This is a genomic window from Streptomyces sp. NPDC026589 (genome assembly GCF_040638385.1).
In the GTDB taxonomy this organism is placed as follows: Bacteria; Actinomycetota; Actinomycetes; order Streptomycetales; family Streptomycetaceae; genus Streptomyces.
Window position 1 is genome coordinate 556,283 of sequence record NZ_JBEZYG010000002.1, and the last position, 12,688, is coordinate 568,970.

At 71.6% G+C, this 12,688-nt stretch carries 12 protein-coding genes; 4 read left to right on the top strand and 8 right to left on the bottom strand.

The window, feature by feature from the left end; all coding sequences use genetic code 11:
* Positions 1-12 precede the first annotated feature (12 nt).
* Positions 13-519 carry a MarR family winged helix-turn-helix transcriptional regulator gene (locus AB0F29_RS05510; protein ID WP_361867642.1) on the bottom strand — a complete coding sequence of 169 codons (507 nt, stop codon included), beginning with the start codon at positions 517-519 and terminating at the stop codon, positions 13-15.
* A gap of 153 nt (positions 520-672) precedes the next feature.
* On the opposite strand from AB0F29_RS05510, the gene AB0F29_RS05515 reads away from it, so the two are divergent.
* Positions 673-1,743, top strand: coding sequence for an alkene reductase (locus AB0F29_RS05515; protein WP_361867644.1), 1,071 nt, complete (start codon positions 673-675; stop codon positions 1,741-1,743).
* Here AB0F29_RS05515 and AB0F29_RS05520 read toward each other — a convergent pair.
* From AB0F29_RS05520 to AB0F29_RS05545, 6 genes are all read right to left on the bottom strand, one after another.
* Positions 1,719-2,756: a VOC family protein gene (locus AB0F29_RS05520; RefSeq protein ID WP_361867645.1), complete on the bottom strand. Its 1,038-nt coding sequence runs from the start codon at positions 2,754-2,756 to the stop codon at positions 1,719-1,721. The genes AB0F29_RS05515 and AB0F29_RS05520 overlap by 25 nt on opposite strands.
* 100 nt (positions 2,757-2,856) lie before the next feature.
* The gene (gene thpD / locus AB0F29_RS05525) at positions 2,857-3,750 is read right to left on the bottom strand and encodes an ectoine hydroxylase (RefSeq protein WP_361867647.1); all 894 of its coding nucleotides are present in this window, start codon (positions 3,748-3,750) and stop codon (positions 2,857-2,859) included.
* Positions 3,751-3,756: 6 nt separating this feature from the next.
* The gene (locus AB0F29_RS05530; RefSeq protein ID WP_361867649.1) at positions 3,757-4,155 is read right to left on the bottom strand and encodes an ectoine synthase; all 399 of its coding nucleotides are present in this window, start codon (positions 4,153-4,155) and stop codon (positions 3,757-3,759) included.
* A 91-nt stretch (positions 4,156-4,246) separates the two neighbouring features.
* The gene (ectB, locus tag AB0F29_RS05535) at positions 4,247-5,509 is read right to left on the bottom strand and encodes a diaminobutyrate--2-oxoglutarate transaminase (RefSeq protein ID WP_361867651.1); all 1,263 of its coding nucleotides are present in this window, start codon (positions 5,507-5,509) and stop codon (positions 4,247-4,249) included.
* A 158-nt stretch (positions 5,510-5,667) separates the two neighbouring features.
* Positions 5,668-6,198 carry a diaminobutyrate acetyltransferase gene (gene ectA / locus AB0F29_RS05540; protein WP_361867653.1) on the bottom strand — a complete coding sequence of 177 codons (531 nt, stop codon included), beginning with the start codon at positions 6,196-6,198 and terminating at the stop codon, positions 5,668-5,670.
* Positions 6,199-6,506: 308 nt separating this feature from the next.
* Complete coding sequence (locus tag AB0F29_RS05545; protein ID WP_361867655.1) at positions 6,507-7,613, bottom strand: aminotransferase class V-fold PLP-dependent enzyme; 1,107 nt, start codon at positions 7,611-7,613, stop codon at positions 6,507-6,509.
* A 77-nt stretch (positions 7,614-7,690) separates the two neighbouring features.
* On the opposite strand from AB0F29_RS05545, the gene AB0F29_RS05550 reads away from it, so the two are divergent.
* Both AB0F29_RS05550 and AB0F29_RS05555 read left to right on the top strand, forming a co-directional pair.
* Complete coding sequence (locus tag AB0F29_RS05550; protein ID WP_361867656.1) at positions 7,691-8,791, top strand: amidohydrolase family protein; 1,101 nt, start codon at positions 7,691-7,693, stop codon at positions 8,789-8,791.
* A 322-nt stretch (positions 8,792-9,113) separates the two neighbouring features.
* Positions 9,114-10,109, top strand: coding sequence for an SCO1860 family LAETG-anchored protein (locus AB0F29_RS05555; protein WP_361867657.1), 996 nt, complete (start codon positions 9,114-9,116; stop codon positions 10,107-10,109).
* A 67-nt stretch (positions 10,110-10,176) separates the two neighbouring features.
* Here AB0F29_RS05555 and cobC read toward each other — a convergent pair whose 3' ends face one another.
* Complete coding sequence (gene cobC, locus AB0F29_RS05560) at positions 10,177-11,787, bottom strand: Rv2231c family pyridoxal phosphate-dependent protein CobC (RefSeq protein ID WP_361867659.1); 1,611 nt, start codon at positions 11,785-11,787, stop codon at positions 10,177-10,179.
* Between the two features lie 163 nt (positions 11,788-11,950).
* Here cobC and AB0F29_RS05565 point away from each other — a divergent pair, with 163 nt between their 5' ends.
* Positions 11,951-12,682, top strand: coding sequence for a ZIP family metal transporter (locus AB0F29_RS05565; RefSeq protein WP_018957698.1), 732 nt, complete (start codon positions 11,951-11,953; stop codon positions 12,680-12,682).
* Positions 12,683-12,688 lie beyond the last annotated feature (6 nt).

Consider the following 12,688-nt stretch of genomic DNA (forward strand, 5'->3'; position numbering starts at 1 on the left):
GGCTCGGCAGGCTCAGCACCGGTCCGGGCAGTCCGCGGTCTCCCGGCAGAGGTTCTCCTCGACCTTCGCCAGCAGCCGGATCAGCTCCGTGCGCTCCGCCGGGCCGAGGCCCACGAGTGTGTGCTCCTCCAGGCTGCCCCAGGCGTCCCGGACCGCGGTGTGCAGCGCGCAGCTCTCGTCCGTCGCCTCGACCAGCACGGCCCGCCGGTCGGCCGGGTCGGGGCGGCGGCGCACGTGCCCGGTCTGCTCCAGCCGCTGGAGCATCTTCGTCACCGTGGACGGGTCCAGGTCCAGGGCCCTGATCAGCTCCGTCTGACGGACCGCGCCCCGGTCCCACAGGTGCATCATCAGCAACTCCTGCCCCGGGTAGAGGTCCACCCCCTTCAGCGCCTTGCCCGCTGCTGTCCGGTGGAGCCGGGCCACCCGGGACACGGCGTGGCTGACGGGCCCGCTGAGCGCTGCCATGGGCAGCGCGTTCGTACAGGCGTCTTCCGCGGGGGTGGCGCGGCCGGTGGTCATGGCGGGCTCCTGTGGGGTCCTCGGGTTTGCAGGCGGCGGCTCTCGATGATGCCCGACGGTTCCCCGCCACTTTACCTTGGTCGACCAATCAATGGGTTATCGTTGCCGCTGTCGCCGATGCTTGGCCGACCACATACTTTCTTGGGAGCCCTCATGACCACCGCTTTCGACCCGATCGACCTGTCCGGCACCCAGCTGGCCAACCGCATCGCGCTGGCCCCGATGACCCGCAGCCGGGCCGGTGAGGGCGGCACCGCCACCGAGCTCACCGCCACGTACTACGCCCAGCGGGCCTCGGCCGGCCTCGTGATCACCGAGGGCATCCAGCCGTCCGTCGTGGGCCAGGGCTACCCCACCACGCCCGGTCTGCACAGCGCCGAACAGGTCGCCTCCTGGCGCAAGGTCACCGACGCCGTGCACGCCGAGGGCGGCCGGATCTTCGCCCAGATCATGCACGCGGGCCGCATCGGCCACCCGGTGCTGCTGCCGGACGGCCTCGTGCCCGTCAGCGCCTCCGCGGTCAGGGCCGAGGGCCAGGTCTACACCCACGTCGGCCCGAAGGACTTCGTCGAGCCGCACGAGCTGACGGACGCCGAGATCCACGCGACCGTCGCCGACTTCGTCACCGCCTCCCGCAACGCCGTGGACGCCGGCTTCGACGGGGTCGAGCTGCACGGCGCCAACGGCTATCTCATCCACCAGTTCCTGGCCCCGAACACCAACCGGCGCACCGACGCGTGGGGCGGCTCCGACGAGGCCCGCATCCGCTTCGCCGCCGAGGTCGTCAAGGCCGTCGCCGCCGAGATCGGCCCGGAGCGCACCGCCCTGCGCATCTCGCCCGGCAACCCGTACAACGACATCGACGAGCCCGCCCCGGAAGCCGTCTACACCGCGCTGGTCCAGGAGATCGAGCCGCTCGGCATCGCCTACCTGCACATCCTGGAGGCCGCCCCGATCCGGGAGCTGACCCTCACCCTGCGCAAGGCCTTCTCCGGGACCGTCGTCATCAACGTGCACTCCGAGGGCGCCACCGGACCCGACGACCACACGGTGATCGACGACGGCATCGCCGACCTGATCTCCTACGGGTCGCTGTTCCTCGCCAACCCGGACCTGCCCACCCGGCTCAGGGCGGGCGGCCCGTTCAACACCCCCGACCCGTCGACCTTCTTCGGCGGCGACGCCAAGGGCTACACGGACTACCCGGCGCTCGACGCCGTCTGACCGTCCTCGCGCGACCTCCCGTCCCACCGCCACGAGGTGCGGCGCGGGTGGTCCGGCAGTTCGGCGCGACCGGTGGCCCACAGCAGTACGGCCCACCGGTCGCCGCCCGCCGGCGCGTCCGGGAAGAGCCGGGCCAGCACCCGGTCGCAGAGCGCCGGGGACGGCGACCAGTCCAGCCCCAGGCCCTCGGCGAGATCATGCGTGTGCACCAGGGTCTCCACCACGCCCATCGCGGCGAAGCCCTCCGGGTCCGAGATCCCGTACCCGTGGTACGAGCGCACCTCGGGCGGCGTCGTCCGCGTCATCGAGGCCAGCAGCGCCCCGCTCGCCTCCAGCGTGGCCAGCAGCCCGGCGGGGCCGGCGGCACGGTCGGCGAAGACCGCGTTGTGGGGCCCGCCCTGCCGTTCGGGCGCCCACCGGTAGGGCACGTCGCGGTCCAGCGGAGGCGTACGGGGGCCCAACTGCACGGCGTACGCGAACAGATCGTCGCTCAGGTGCTCCACCGTCTCCCAGCAGGTCCAGTCAAGGCTTCCCGCAGGCGCGTCCCAGCGGTCCGCCGGGGCCTCGGCCAGCAGGTCCACCGCGAGCCGCACCGCCGAGGTCACATCGTCGGCGGTCACCGGCAGCCGGGTCCCGGACAGGGCCGCACGCTCGGCGGCGGAGCACTCCACGCAGAACTCGTTGCCCTCGGGATCGGCGAGCGTCGCCCAGCCGCGCCCGTTCGGTTTGCGGTGGTCGCCGACCAGGGTCGCGCCGAGCGCGAGCAGCCGCTCCACCTCCTCGTCCCGGGAGCGGTCCTGCGGCTGGATGTCCAGGTGGACGCGGTTCTTGGTCCGTTTCCTCTCGTCCACCTGAACGAAGAGGATCGCCGCGCCGGGGGCCTCGACCAGCGCCTCCGGGTCGCCGGGGGCGTCCTCGTCGGAGAGCGGCGCGCCGAGCACCTGGGCCCAGAAACCGCCGAGCGCGTAGGCGTCGGCGCAGTCGATCGTGATGTGGCGTACATGGGAAGTCATGGCGGACACCCTCTCCGCTGACCCGGCCCCGGTCCAGCGAGTTACGCGGAGAGGGCCGGGACGGGTACCCGTCCCGGCCCTGGCTCGCCCGTGCGGACCGCTACTTCACCGGGGTGAAGTCCCGTGCCCCGATGAACTCGGGGCGGCGGATCGGAGCCGCGAAGGGCTCCTGCGCCGTGTTCTCCACGCTGTTGAAGACGATGAAGACGTTGCTGCGCGCGTACGGGGTGATGTTGTCGCCCGAGCCGTGCATGGCGTTGCAGTCGAACCAGGTCGCCGAACCGGCCGCGCCCGTGAAGAGCCTGATTCCGTGGCGGTCGGCCATCTTCGTCAGCGCCTCGTCGGACGGGGTGCCCGCGTCCTGCATCTGGAGCGACCTCTTGTAATTGTCCTTCGGCGTCTCGCCCGCACAGCCGAGGAACGTCTTGTGCGAACCGGGCATGATCATCAGCCCGCCGTTGGTGTCGAAGTTCTCGGTCAGCGCGATCGACACGGACACCGTCCGCATGTTCGGCAGACCGTCCTCCGCGTGCCAGGTCTCGAAGTCCGAGTGCCAGTAGAAGCCCGTGGCCCCGAAGCCCGGCTTCACGTTGATCCGGGACTGGTGGACGTACACGTCCGAGCCGAGGATCTGGCGGGCCCGGCCCACCACCCGCTCGTCCCGTACCAGACCGGCGAAGACCTCGCTGATCCGGTGGACCTCGAAGACGGACCGTACGTTCTGCGACTGCTTCTCGACGATCGAGCGCTCGTCGGCGCGGACCGCCGGATCGGAGATCAGCCGGTTCAGCTCCGTCCGGTAGACGGCGACCTCGTCCGGGGCGATGAGCTGGTCGACGGTGAGGAAGCCGTCGTGCTCGTATCCCTGGAGGTCCTTGGCGGCGATCGGGCCCGGGGCGCCCGGCGCGGACCAGATGACCGGGTCCTGGCGGGGAGTGGTCATCTCGGCGGCGCCGCGCGAGGGGTACAGATCGGCGCGTACTTCGGTGGTCATGGTGGTTCAGGCCTCCTCGGTCAGCAGTGGGTAGACACCGTTCTCGTCATGGTCCTCCCGTCCGGTGACGGGGGGGTTGAAGACACACACGCAGCGGAAGTCCGTCTTGGGCCGCAGGGTGTGCCGCTCGTGGCCGTCCAGCAGATACATGGTGCCGGGCGTGATCCAGTGCGTCTCGCCGGTCTCGTCGTTGGTGAGCTCGGCCTCGCCCTCGGTGCACAGCACCGCCTCGATGTGGTTCGCGTACCACATGGAGGTCTCCGTGCCCGCGTACAGCACGGTCTCGTGGAGCGAGAAGCCCACCTTCTCCTTGGCGAGCACGATGCGCTTGCTCTCCCAGGTGCCGGACGTGGACTTCACATGCCGGTCGGTGTTCTCGATGTCACTGAACGATCGGACGATCACGGTGAACGGTTGCCTTTCTCTTCTCTCCACAGTGTCCCGGGCCTCGCGGCCCGGGACTTCTTCTTCTCCACCTGCCCCGAACGGTGCCGGGTCAGGCTGTTTCGCGGACGCAGCGGGCCAGCGTGCGCAGGCCCTCGTCCAGTTCCTCGGGGGTGATGGTCAGCGGCGGCAGCAGCTTGACGACCTCGCTCTGCGGGCCCGAGGTCTCCAGCAGGAGCCCCAGCTGGAAGGCGCGGGCGCAGACCGCGGAGGCGCGCGCCGGGTCCTCGAACTCCATGCCCCACACCAGGCCCCGGCCGCGGAACCGCGCGGTCGGCTCCTCGGCGCAGATGGCCAGCAGCGTCTGCTCGACCTGCTCGCCGCGGGCCAGGGTCTGCTTCTCCATCTGGCCGTCCGCCCAGTAGGCGTCCAGCGCGGCGGCGGCCGTGACGAAGGCCGGGTTGTTGCCGCGGAAGGTGCCGTTGTGCTCGCCCGGCTCCCAGATGTCCAGCTCGGGCTTGAACAGGCACAGCGACATCGGCATGCCGTAGCCGCTGATGGACTTCGACAGCGTGACGATGTCCGGGACGATGCCGGCCTCCTCGAAGGAGAAGAAGCCGCCGGTACGGCCGCAGCCCATCTGGATGTCGTCGACGATCAGCAGCATGTCCTGGCGGTGGCACAGCTCCTGCAGCGCACGCAGCCATTCGGCGCGGGCGACGTTGATGCCGCCCTCGCCCTGGACCGTCTCCACGATCACGGCGGCGGGCTTGTTGAGCCCGGAGCCCTGGTCCTCCAGCAGTCGCTCGAACCAGAGGAAGTCGGGGACCGTGCCGTCGAAGTAGTTGTCGAACGGCATCGGGGTGCCGTGCACCAGCGGGATGCCGGCCCCGGCCCGCTTGAAGGCGTTGCCGGTCACGGCGAGCGAACCCAGCGACATCCCGTGGAAGGCGTTGGTGAACGAGACGACGGACTCGCGGCCCTTGACCTTACGGGCCAGCTTCAGCGCCGACTCGACGGCGTTGGTGCCGGTCGGGCCGGGGAACATCACCTTGTACGGCAGGTCGCGCGGGCGCAGGATCACGTTCTGGAACGTCTCCAGGAACGCCCGCTTGGCGGTGGTCGCCATGTCCAGGCCGTGGGTGATGCCGTCGCGCTCGATGTAGTCGATCAGCGCTCGTTTCAGCACCGGGTTGTTGTGGCCGTAGTTGAGCGAGCCGGCCCCGGCGAAGAAGTCCAGGTAGGAGTGGCCGTCCTCGTCGGTCAGCCGGGCGCCCTGCGAGCGGTCGAACACGGCGGGCCAGCCGCGGCAGTAGCTCCGTACCTCGGACTCCAGGGTCTCGAAGACGCTCAGGGCGGGCGGGGTGATGGTCACAGCTGATCTCCTGCGTGAGGGGGGTGTGACGGGCAGTGGTCGAGTGCTCCCCGCCGCGCGGATGCGGCCGGGACCGCGCCGAGTGGTCGGACGGCGCGAAAAGTCGGTGGGTCCGGGCGTACGGGTCGGGTACGCCGGAGTGCGGGGGCCGGGGCGGCTCAGGTGGCGAACGGGCCTATCCGGTAGAGCACCTCGGGCAGGTGCGTCTCTTCGGGGAACAGCGCGCCGTCGAAGAGCACCTCCTTCTCCACCGCGACGTCGTGGCGCTGGGCGTAGGAGGTGAACAGCCGGTCGGAGGCGGTGTTGTCCGGCGTGATCGTCGTCTCCACGGACGACAGGCCCTGGTCGGCGGCGACCCGGGCGGTCAGCGAGTCCAGCAGCTTGGCGGCCAGTCCCTTGCCGCGGTGGGCCTGGTCGACGGCCACCTGCCAGACGACGAGGGTCTGGGGCCGGTCGGGCCTGATGTAGCCCGTCACGAAGGCGATGGGCTCGCCGTTCTCGCCACGGGCGACGGCGGAGGTCGCGGCGAAGTCACGGCACCACAGCAGGTAGCTGTACGAGGAGTTCAGGTCCAGGACCTTGGAGTCGCGGGCTATGCGCCAGATCGCGGCTCCGTCCTCCACTCGTGGCACATCGATACTGAGGAATTCGCTTCGGGCACGGGCAAAATCTGCTGGTGCGGCGGTCATGCGAATTGAATTTACCCAGCAAATTTCGAAATTGCATCGACGTAGAGGGTTGGGTGGCGGGCCCTCATGTGCTATCAGGCGTGCGCGAGGTTTCCCCCGATCCGGGGGCAACTTCCTGCATTTTGTCCGGAATTAATCGGGCGTAACGCCGCCCTTGTGGAGTCGGTCACAGGGTTGTAACTCTCGCGAGATGTGTCCGAATTATGAAGTTCGAGGCCGGAAAAAACTGGCCCGTTTAGGTGACGGAAAAGCGGGCAGAAGAATGTGGGAAGCTGCTTTTAATAAAGCAGCTTCCCACACTATGAATATCAGAGGCTCGGCCAGGTTTCCGAAACGGCCCGCCGGGCAGCCTCGATATCGACCGGCAGGCCCGCGTCGGCCAGCACCGCCCCCAGGGCCGCGAGCGAGGACAGCACCACGCCCCGCGTCGCATCCGCCCCGTAATGGTTGACCCGGATCATCTCCTTGGACAGCGCCCCGCCGCCCGCGACGAGCGGCAGCGCGGGGTCCGCCGCCAGCGCCCCCGCGACCAGCACGGCCGCGTCCGTCCCCGCCGGGGCGCGCAGCGTCGTCGCCACCGGGGCCGCGTCCCGCGCCGCGTGGACGTACGGTTCCAGCCCTCCGCCCAGGGCCACCGCCCCGGCCCGGGTCGCCGCGGCGGCCGACGCGTGGCGGGCCATCAGTGTGTCCAGGCCCTCGTCCTCGATCCGCGCCACGCAGGCCTCCAGGCCCAGCATCTCCAGCTGCGCCGGGGCGTGCGGCAGCGCCCTGCGGCCGGCGTCGATCCAGCGCTCCTTCCAGTCCAGGAGGGAGAGGTAGGAGCGGCGCGGGGCGGCCGGGTTGGCGGCGATCCGCTCCCAGGCCCGCTCACTCACCGACACCGCCGACACCCCGGCGGGCCCGCCCATGGCCTTCTGCGCGCCGATCACGCACAGGTCGACGCCCCAGACGTCCGGCAGCAGCGGCTCGGCGCCCACCGAGGCGACCGCGTCCAGCATGAACAGCGCGCCGTGTGCCCGGACCACCTCGCCGATCTCCGCGACCGGGTTGGTGTTGCCGGTCGCCGCCTCCGCGTGCACCAGCGAGACGAAGTCGATCCCCGGGTGCTCGGCGAGCGCCTCGGCGACCTGGCCGGCGGTGACCGCGGCGTGGAAGGGCACCGTGAGGTCGACGACCTCCGCACCGCAGTCCCGCAGCCAGTTGCCGAAGGTCTGCCCGTAGGGTCCGGTGACCACGTTCAGCGCGGTCGAGCCGGGCCGCGCGCCGCCGCGGATGCAGCCCTCCAGCGGCAGCAGCGCCTCGCCCTGGGTGATGACGACGTCCTGCTCCGTGGCGAGGAGCCGGGCCACGCGCCGCTCGATCGCCGCGAAGCGGTCGGCGGTGAGCGGGGGAAGGTCGAGCAAGGGGTGCGTCACGGTGGGGCTCTCTTCGGGATCGTTCGACGGTCGGAATCGCACGGGCAGCCTACCGACGGCCTCGTACAGTGCCGCGTATGAGTGATCAGGAGGAGCAGCGGGTGCTGCGCGTGAAGGGCCGGGTGCTCGTCGGCCCGGACGAGGTGCGGGACGAACTGTGGGCCGTGGACGGGCGGATCACCTACGAGCGGCCGTCCGGCGCCGACGGCGCGGTGACGGTCAGGGGCTGGGCGCTGCCAGGGCTGGTCGACGCGCACTGCCATGTGGGCCTCGACCGGCACGGCCCGGTCGACGCGGCGACCGCCGAGAAGCAGGCGCTCACCGACCGGGAGGCCGGAACGCTGCTGATCCGGGACGCGGGATCGCCCTCCGACACCCGGTGGATCGACGACCGCGAGGACCTGCCGAAGATCATCAGGGCCGGCCGTCACATCGCCAGGACCCGCCGCTACATCCGCGATTACGCCCATGAGATCGAGCCCGGCGACCTCGTCGCGTACGTGGCCCGGGAGGCCCGGCGCGGGGACGGCTGGGTCAAGCTGGTGGGGGACTGGATCGACCGCGACGCCGGCGATCTGACCGCGTGCTGGCCGCGCGGGGAGGTCGAGGCGGCCATCGCCGAGGCGCACCGGCTGGGTGCCCGGGTCACCGCGCACTGCTTCGCCGAGGAGTCGCTCACCGATCTGGTGGAGGCGGGCATCGACTGCGTCGAGCACGCCACCGGCCTCACCGAGGACACCATCCCGCTCTTCGCCGAACGGGGGGTCGCGATCGTCCCGACGCTGGTCAACATCGCCACCTTCCCCGACCTCGCGGCCGGCGGCGAGGCCAGGTTCCCCCGCTGGTCGGCCCATATGCGGCAGCTGTACGACCGCCGCTACGACACCGTGCGCGCCGCGTACGACGCCGGGATCCCCGTCTACGTCGGCACCGACGCGGGCGGCTCCCTGGCACACGGACTGGTCGCGGGCGAGGTCGCCGAGCTGGTCAAGGCGGGCATCCCGGCCCTGGAGGCCCTCTCCGCGACCACGTGGGGGGCCAGGCGCTGGCTGGGACGCCCCGTGCTGGAGGAGGGCGCTCCGGCGGATCTGGTCGTGTACGACGAGGACCCGCGCGCCGACGTCCGGGTGCTGGCGGCCCCCCGGCACATCGTGCTGAACGGGCGGGTGATCGGATGAGAGCGGCGCGGTGCTGCGTTGACGAGCAGTGACGGACGCGGTCCCGGACTCGTTGAGGCACCTCTGCGCACGCTCCGGCGCGAGCGCACTCCGTACGACTCGCGCCGGGTGAAGCGGGTGCAACGGGTGACACCGGCGAACGCGCGTGCCGAAAGATTCGAATATGCGCGCGGAAACCCCCCTTTGGGGTGAACTCACGCCAGGTGTCCGTCAGTTCACCCTCAGTGCGTAAAGATTCACGGAGTCGAGGCCACCGGCGCAGGCGATGTCCCCCATTGGACTGTGCCGGTGGCTCCATGTCTCTTGTGGGGGTTCCACCATCTTGAACAGCAACACCTTCCGTCTCGCCGCCCTGGCGGTCGCCGCCGGCCCCGTCGCCCTGCTTGCCGCCGTCCCCGCGCACGCAGCCCCGGCGACGCCCACCACCGGCGGCGAAGGCAGGGCGAGCGCGGTCGTGCTCCGTACCGGGCTCGACGTCTCGCTCCTCAACAAGTCCGTCCAGGTGCCCCTCAAGGTCACGCTCAACGAGGTGACGGCCCCGGCCAGCGCCGAGAGGACCGCGCTCAGCGTGAACGTGGACGGAGTGGCGGGCGGAGCCCCGGTCAGCGTCCTGCGCGCCGACGTGGCCACCGCGAACGCCACCGTCGACGAGCACAGGGCCGAGGGCTACACCAACCTGGCGAAGGCCAAAATCCATGTGCCCGGACTGCCGGTGCTCTCGCTCATCGAGGTCGAGAAGGTCACCTCCAAGGCGGTCTGCGAGACCGGCAGGAAGCCCGTCGCCGAGTCGAACGTGCTCGGCCATGTCGCGGTGCTCGGCAAGAAGGTGACGCTCAGCGCGGGCGGGCCGACCCGGGTGGCGGTGCCGGGCGTCGGCGAGGTCTCGCTCGACCTCTCCAAGACGGTCACCACCGAGCGCACGGCGGCCGCGACGGCGCTCCAGCTCAAGGTGTCGGTCAACCCGCTGAATCTCAACGTCGCCGAGGTCGAGGGCGAGGTCACCCTCGCCGAGGCGACCTGCGAAACCCCGAAGGCGCCCAAGACCCCCGAGGAGCCCAAGACCCCTGAGGAGCCGAAGACCCCTGAGGAGCCGAAGACCCCGGAGGAGCCGGGCGGCACCACGGACGGCGGCTCCACGGGCGGCGACGTGAAGACGCAGACCGGCTCCGACACCGGCACCGCCCCCACCGAGGCCAACCTCGCCGAGACCGGCGGCAGCTCCACCACCCCGTACATCGCGGGCGGAGCGGCCCTGCTGCTGGCCGCCGGCGCGGGCGCGACGGTGCTGGCCCGCAGGCGTGGCAGCAGCCAGAACTGATACGGGTGAGGGGGCGGCGTTCGCACGACGGACGCCGCCCCCGCCCCGCCGGGCGCCTCAGCGCCCCTCAGCGCCCCGATCTGGCCGGCAGCGCCTGCACGGCCTGGTCCAGGGCCTGGAGGAAACGATTGGTCGTGGCCCGGTCGCGGACCGCGAGCCGCAGCCACTGCGGCCCCAACCCCGGGAACGTGTCCCCGCGCCGCGCCGCGAAGCCCAGCAGCCGCAACCGCTCCCGGACCTCCGCCGCCCGCTCCAGACGCACCAGGACGAACGGCCCCCGGGCCGCGTCCACCACCTCCACCTCACTGAACTCGGCCAGCCCGGCGAGCAGATGGGACCGGTCCACCGTGATCCGGTCCGCCGCCTCGGCCGCCTCCACCAGCGCCCTCGGCTCCATGCAGGCCTCCGCCGCCGCCAGCGCCGGGGACGACACCGGCCACAGCGGCTGCGCCTCGGAGAGCAGCGCCACGGTCTCCGGAGCGGCCAGGACATAACCGATCCGCAGCCCGGCCAGCCCCCACGTCTTGGTGAGGCTGCGCAGCACCACGAGCCCCGGGACGTCCGCCCGGTCGCACAGCGCCTCGCGCTCGCCCGGCACGACGTCCATGAACGCCTCGTCGACCACCAACGTCCGCCCCGGCCGCGCCAACCGCTCCAGCAGCGCCGCCGGGTGCAGCACGGACGTCGGATTCGTCGGGTTGCCGATCACCACGAGGTCCGCCTCCTCGGGCACCGCCTCCGGATCGAGCCGGAAGCCGTCCTCGGCGCTCAGCAGCACCCGGCCCACCGCGTGCCCGGCCGCCCGCAGGGCCGCTTCCGGCTCCGTGAACTGAGGATGCACCACGACCGGACAACGGGCCGGCAGGGCCCGGGCGATCAGGACGAACGCCTCGGCCGCGCCCGCCGTCAGCAACACCCGTTCCACCGGCAGCCCGTGCCGGCCGGCGACCGCGGCACGGGCCAAGGACCCGTCCGGGTAAGCGGCCAGCGAGGTGAGCGACGCGGCTATCCGCTCGCGCAGCCACTCCGGGGGAGTGTGGGTACGGACGTTCACGGCGAGATCGGTCAGATTCTCGCCGCGCACCTCCGCGTCGCCGTGGTGGCGCAGGTCGGGCCCTGCGCTCTCGATGTTCCGCGTGGGGGGCGTGGGGGGATTCATGGCAGCCATGGTGAACGGGTGGGAGCCCGACGTCACCGGTGAGGTGGAAGTTTTCCTCCCGGAAACCTCGAAAGTCCCGGCGACCGCCGGAAACCGGCGGGCCACCGCACAGGTCGCCATCCCCCTGCCGGCGGCCTTCCCGCCCGGGGCGCGGGTCTTCGGCACCACCAGTTCGTCCGCCTCGATCAGTGCCGCCGCCTCCGCGACCGACGGAGTCCCCACCGCGGCGTCCACCGCGCCCGAGGGGTGCGGCACGCGGACCGCGGCCAGCGCCCCGGCCGGATGGGTCCGCAGCGGCACCCCGAGCCGGGCCGCCGCCCCCACGATCCCCGGCTCGTCCGCCCTGGCGTCGACCGTCGCCACCTCCAGCACGTCCGCCGCGTCCAGTCCCGCCCCGCTGAGCACCGCCTCGATCAGGGCGAACACCACATCGCCGGGGGCGCCCCGGCGTGCGCCGACCCCCACCACCAGACTGCGGGCCCCGGACTCCGGTCCGGTGCCGACGGATGCTCCGGTCATCGGCGGAGTCCTGCCTTTCAGGTCATACGTCCCGGTGGTGCGGGAGACGAGGCGACGGGGTCGTCCCGTATACGGAAACGGGCGCTGGGAGGGGTACGGCGGACGCCGCGGGTAAGGACACCCTGAGATGCGGAGAGAGGCCCCGATCGGCTAGCAAGGCCCCATGGCGGTGTTCGTCGCGCTCGGCGCGTTCCTGATGACTCTGGCCGGCGGCTGGGTCGCACAACGCGTCACCGACCGCCGTCACCTGGTGCTCGGCCTCGCGGGCGGTCTGATGCTCGGCGTGGTCGGACTCGACCTCCTGCCGGAGGCGATCGAGGCGGCGGGCACGCCGGTGTTCGGGGTTCCCGCCGCCCTGCTGCTGTTCGTCGGCGGCTTCCTGGCGGCCCATCTGGTGGAGCGGCTGCTCGCCGGACGCCAGGTGGCACACGGGGCGAGCGGCCACCACGGCGACCGCGTGCCGCAGGTGGGGCTGACGGCGGCCGCCGCGATGGTCGTCCACAGCCTGATGGACGGCATCGCGCTGGGCGCCGCCTTCCAGGTCAGCGGCTCCATGGGCGTGGCCGTCGCGCTGGCGGTGATCAGTCATGACTTCGCCGACGGATTCAACACGTACACCCTCACCAGTCTTTACGGGAACGCCCGTCGCAAGGCGCTCCTGATGCTGTTCGCGGCTGCCGCGGCACCGGTCGTGGGAGCCGCGACGACGCTGCTGTTCACCCTTCCGGAGGAACTGCTCGGCGGCTATCTCGGCTTCTTCGGCGGAGCGCTGCTCTACCTGGCCGCCGCGGAGATCCTTCCCGAGGCGCACCACACCCATCCCGCCCGCTCCACCCTTCTCTGCACCATCGGGGGCGTGGGCTTCATCTGGCTGGTCGTCGGCATCGCGGAGTGAGCCACG

Coding starts and splice junctions, on each gene's coding strand:
- AB0F29_RS05515 (WP_361867644.1), top strand. CDS start 673: ATGACCACCGCTTTCGACCCGATCGACCTGTCCGGCACCCAGCTGGCC.
- AB0F29_RS05510 (WP_361867642.1), bottom strand. CDS start 519: ATGACCACCGGCCGCGCCACCCCCGCGGAAGACGCCTGTACGAACGCG.
- AB0F29_RS05565 (WP_018957698.1), top strand. CDS start 11,951: ATGGCGGTGTTCGTCGCGCTCGGCGCGTTCCTGATGACTCTGGCCGGC.
- AB0F29_RS05550 (WP_361867656.1), top strand. CDS start 7,691: ATGAGTGATCAGGAGGAGCAGCGGGTGCTGCGCGTGAAGGGCCGGGTG.
- AB0F29_RS05520 (WP_361867645.1), bottom strand. CDS start 2,756: ATGACTTCCCATGTACGCCACATCACGATCGACTGCGCCGACGCCTAC.
- ectA (WP_361867653.1), bottom strand. CDS start 6,198: ATGACCGCCGCACCAGCAGATTTTGCCCGTGCCCGAAGCGAATTCCTC.
- cobC (WP_361867659.1), bottom strand. CDS start 11,787: ATGACCGGAGCATCCGTCGGCACCGGACCGGAGTCCGGGGCCCGCAGT.
- thpD (WP_361867647.1), bottom strand. CDS start 3,750: ATGACCACCGAAGTACGCGCCGATCTGTACCCCTCGCGCGGCGCCGCC.